Consider the following 3982-nt stretch of genomic DNA (forward strand, 5'->3'; position numbering starts at 1 on the left):
CAGAACACGATCTGCGCCGAAGGCACGAACGCAAAGTGCGGTCACCACACTACTGTCGATTCCGCCGGACAAGCCTAGCACGGCCCCTTTTTTACGCATTGTTTTGCGAACCGTGTCCTGCATCCAGTTGACGATGCGTTCTGTTTCGGCTGCACAATCGAGGTTCAGCAAATCGGGACTGAATGATTTTGTTTTAACGGTCATGGTGATGACTTCTCCTTGTTTGCCGAACGAGATCTTCAGCAAATGTTCATTTATGTGATAGTGATTTTGTTGATTTCCGATTTGTCAGATCAGGGAAGCGTCAGTTGTTTTTTGTCGACTTTGCCGTTCGGTGATTTGGGGAGTTCGTCGCGAAATTCGATCTTTTGCGGAACCATGAAATCCTCCAGGTGTTTGCGGCAGTAAGCCAGTACTTCTTTTTCTGTCAGTTCCTGACCGGGCATCAGAGTGACGATCGCACGGATGGATTGCCCCAGAACAGGATCGGGATCTCCCACGACGGCTGCTTCTGAAATTCGTTCGTGTGTAAACAGGACATTTTCAACTTCCTTGGGGCTGACTTTCTCGCCGCGACTTTTGATGATGTCGTCTCGTCTGCCTACAAAGTACAGATATCCTTCCCGGTCCATGCGGAATAAATCACCGGTGTAGAGATACATTTCATTGGGGATTTCAGCGGGCTTTAAACGTTCTGCGGTGCGATCGGGGGCTTCCCAGTAGCCTTTCATGACATTGGCACCGCGCACAACCAGTTCGCCGACATGTTCCGGTGGCAGTCGGTGTCCTGCATCATCCACGATGAAGACTTCGGTGTCCGGCATGGCAATTCCCACCGAGCCGGTTCTGATATCGACCTGTTCCAGAGGCAGATAAGAGACCCGTTTGCATTCCGTAAGGCCGTACATCGAGAAAATCTGCACGTGGGGCAGTCGTTTGCGGAAAGTCAGAATATGTTCTGTCGGTAGGGCGGCGCCTGTATTTGTGATGTATCGTAATTTCGAAAAATCATATTTCGACAAATCCATTTTCAACAGGATCGCAGACATGGTGGGTACCAGTGGGAAGCCGGTGACCTGTTCGTCGATGATTTTCTGTAGAACAGCGTGCGGATACGTGAACGATTTTTCGAGGACCAGTGTCGCTCCGACGCGAAACGCCATCAGTAACTGATACAGGCCATAATCGAATGAGAGCGGGAGTACATTTAAAATGATGTCTTCAGGCTCATTCATTAAGTAAGTTGTGATTGAACGAGCGGCTGAGGTCATATTCAAATGAGTCAGCATTACCCCTTTCGGGTTGCCCGTTGATCCGGATGTATAAACGAGTGCTGCCAGATCGATACTGATTGTCCGGGTTGCAGGTGGAGTCATGCATTCTGCAAATTCTGTCTGAATCTGTTCCCATGACTCAAAACGAGGCATCTGCAGTTCGTTTTCTTCGTGTGGTGAAGTCGCAGGTCCGATGGTGACTGCCGTTTTTAAATGCGGCAAAAGATCGGAATGTTCCAAAATGGTGGCTCGTTTTTTTTCCGGAATGATCAGAATCCGGGCGCGGCAATTATTCAGGACGTAGGTTAATTTATCGATCTTTGTGGTGGGGTTCACCATCACAAAGACACCTCCCGCTTTCAGCACGGCAAAAATCGAGACGACGGATTCGAGCGTATTGTCCAGATGAATGGCAACACGGTCTCCGCGTTCCAGTCCACGCTGTAATAACGCCCGCGCCAGGCGATTGCTTTGCTGTTCAATTTCCAGGTAGGTATATCGCTTCTGGTCAACGATCAGCGCGACTTTATCCGGATAATTATGCGCACTTTGTTCTAAAAATGATTGCAGCAACAAGGCCTGCTCCTTCGGAAATTATTTTAATTCTTTGAGTTTGGATTCGATGAAATTAATTAACCGGTCAATCGAATCCAGGTTTTCAGGAACCAGTTCATCGTCGTCGACTTCCACGGAATATTTGTCTTCAATAAAGGCAACCAGTTCCAGAACACCTGTCGAATCAATAATTCCTGTTTCCAGAAATGAATCGTCATTGTGTAAAGACTCCGGATCTTCGCCGAATAGAAAGTTATCCGCGACAAAATTCCGGATGTCAGATTGAATAGAGCTCATTTCTCACCTTTATGTTTTTGAATTAAGTTAAGAGTTACGTGTTTTTTTATGCCAGTATTTTCGTGATTTCAGGGCCATTGTTTTCGGCAGCGACCGGTTGTTTATGAATCATCTGTTCAACAACCAGTTGTGTTGAAAGAATTCCGACCAGAGCCATATTGTCGCGCGTGCCGATGGCACGCCCTTGCTCAATTTTCTTTACCAGACTCTGTACGGCTGCCGGATTGAACAGACCATTTTCTTTTAACTTGTCCGGGGACAATAACTGGTTGACATACTCGAACCGGGCCTGCTGCTTATTTGTGTCAATGAAACAGTGCGCTTCCGGGGCGCGATACGGTTGCTTGGGTCGCTCTCGAATACTTTCGGGAATGAGATCTCGCATCGCGTACTTGAGCAGATATTTTTCGTTCAATCCATTCATCTTAAAGCGAACGGGAATACGCGCGGCAAATTCCACCACGCGATAATCCAGAAACGGGAATCGGCCTTCCACCGAATTTCCCATTGCCATACGATCTCCCTGTGAAGACAGAATATATCCCGGCATCAGATTCACCGTTTCGAGGTATTGCGCCTGGCAGAACGAAGGCCACTGAGAGAAACGCGCGGGTAACTGCTGTGCGAATTCAGAGAGCGGATCTTGAGATACCAGTTGCTGTTTCACATCGTCGCTGAAAAAGGTTTTTAATTTGGATGTTAAATCCCAGCGAGGCAGATGTGAGAAAAACGGGCTGTCGATCTCTTCCGGACGAATTTTGAAAAACGCCTTGAGATAAGCGGGGGACTGTGCCTGCAGATTCTTCATGTAAGGATAAAGACGTTTTAAGAGGAGCGGCCGAATTTTGGATTCAGGCTGGCGACTCCAGAAACGTCGGATTTTCGTTTCTTTAAACAGATCGTAACCGCCGAGCACTTCGTCAGCGCCTTCGCCGGTCATCACTACCTTGAACTGATTGTCACGCACCAGTTTTGAAAGCAGGTACATGGGGGCGGGAGCCGTTCGCAGAACTGGTTTTTCCGTATGCTGAATCACTTTAGGAAAAATGCGTCCGATATCTTCATAAGAACAACAGACTGTCTGATGGTCGGTTCCCAGTTCCCGGATCATTTCCTGCTGATACTGGCTTTCGTCATATTCTTTATCGGTGAAATTGACAGAAAATGTATTCAGAGGCGCATTGGTATAATTTCGAATGATGGCAGCGGTCACTGAAGAATCGAGGCCGCCACTCAGATAAGCGCCTACGGGGACATCGGCTCGCAACCGCAGTTGTGTCGCATTGATCAGCAGCGCCCGCAGTTCATCGGCCCAGTCATCCAGGGAGCGGTTTTCTTCATTCGGACTATAGTCCACGTTCCAATATTGCCAAATCTTTATTTGACCGTTCTTGACGATCATGGAGTGTGCGGGGGGTAATTCAAAAACGCCTTCAAAAAATGTGCGTGGAGGCAGAGGTGACCAGAATGTAAACAACTCGTTCAAAGCGGTCAGATCGACTTTACGTTCGACATCTGGCAGTGTGAACAGCGCTTTCACTTCTGAAGCAAAAATGAATCGACCTTGTGTTTGTGTATAAACGAGCGGACGAATTCCCATACGATCGCGGGAAAGAAAAACCTGTTGCTGTCTTTGGTCGTGGATGGCAAACGCCCATTGCCCGTTAAATTGTTGAACGCATTCGGGACCGTATTCGGCATACATATACAGAATCACTTCCGTATCGGAATGAGTCTGAAATCGATACCCTTTGCTTGTAAGTTGTGCCCGAAGTTCAATGTGATTGAATATTTCGCCATTGAATGTGACCGTCAGCATTCCATCTGCAGACTGCATCGGCTGCAGACCTCCTGCA

General features: G+C 47.8%; 3 protein-coding genes and 1 pseudogene. All 4 read right to left on the reverse strand.

Features of this window, described 5'->3' with window-relative positions; genetic code table 11:
- A pseudogene (gene nadE / locus Q0294_RS06110) lies at positions 1–204 on the reverse strand (NAD(+) synthase); the annotation flags it as partial.
- 89 nt (positions 205–293) lie between these two features.
- Positions 294–1850 carry an AMP-binding protein gene (locus Q0294_RS06115; RefSeq protein WP_366917914.1) on the reverse strand — a complete coding sequence of 519 codons (1557 nt, stop codon included), beginning with the start codon at positions 1848–1850 and terminating at the stop codon, positions 294–296.
- An 18-nt stretch (positions 1851–1868) separates the two neighbouring features.
- Positions 1869–2126, reverse strand: a complete 258-nt coding sequence (locus Q0294_RS06120) for an acyl carrier protein (RefSeq protein ID WP_299461964.1) — start codon at positions 2124–2126, stop codon at positions 1869–1871.
- Between the two features lie 46 nt (positions 2127–2172).
- Positions 2173–3982, reverse strand: a 1810-nt coding sequence (gene asnB / locus Q0294_RS06125; protein WP_299461966.1) for an asparagine synthase (glutamine-hydrolyzing), incomplete at its 5' end; no start/stop codon positions are given.

The sequence above is a fragment of the uncultured Gimesia sp. genome (assembly GCF_937919775.1).
Lineage (GTDB): Bacteria > Planctomycetota > Planctomycetia > Planctomycetales > Planctomycetaceae > Gimesia.

What these genes read in the sequence shown, in the direction of transcription:
- Q0294_RS06120 (WP_299461964.1), bottom strand. Translation starts at nt 2,126, where the DNA reads ATGAGCTCTATTCAATCTGACATCCGGAATTTTGTCGCGGATAACTTT.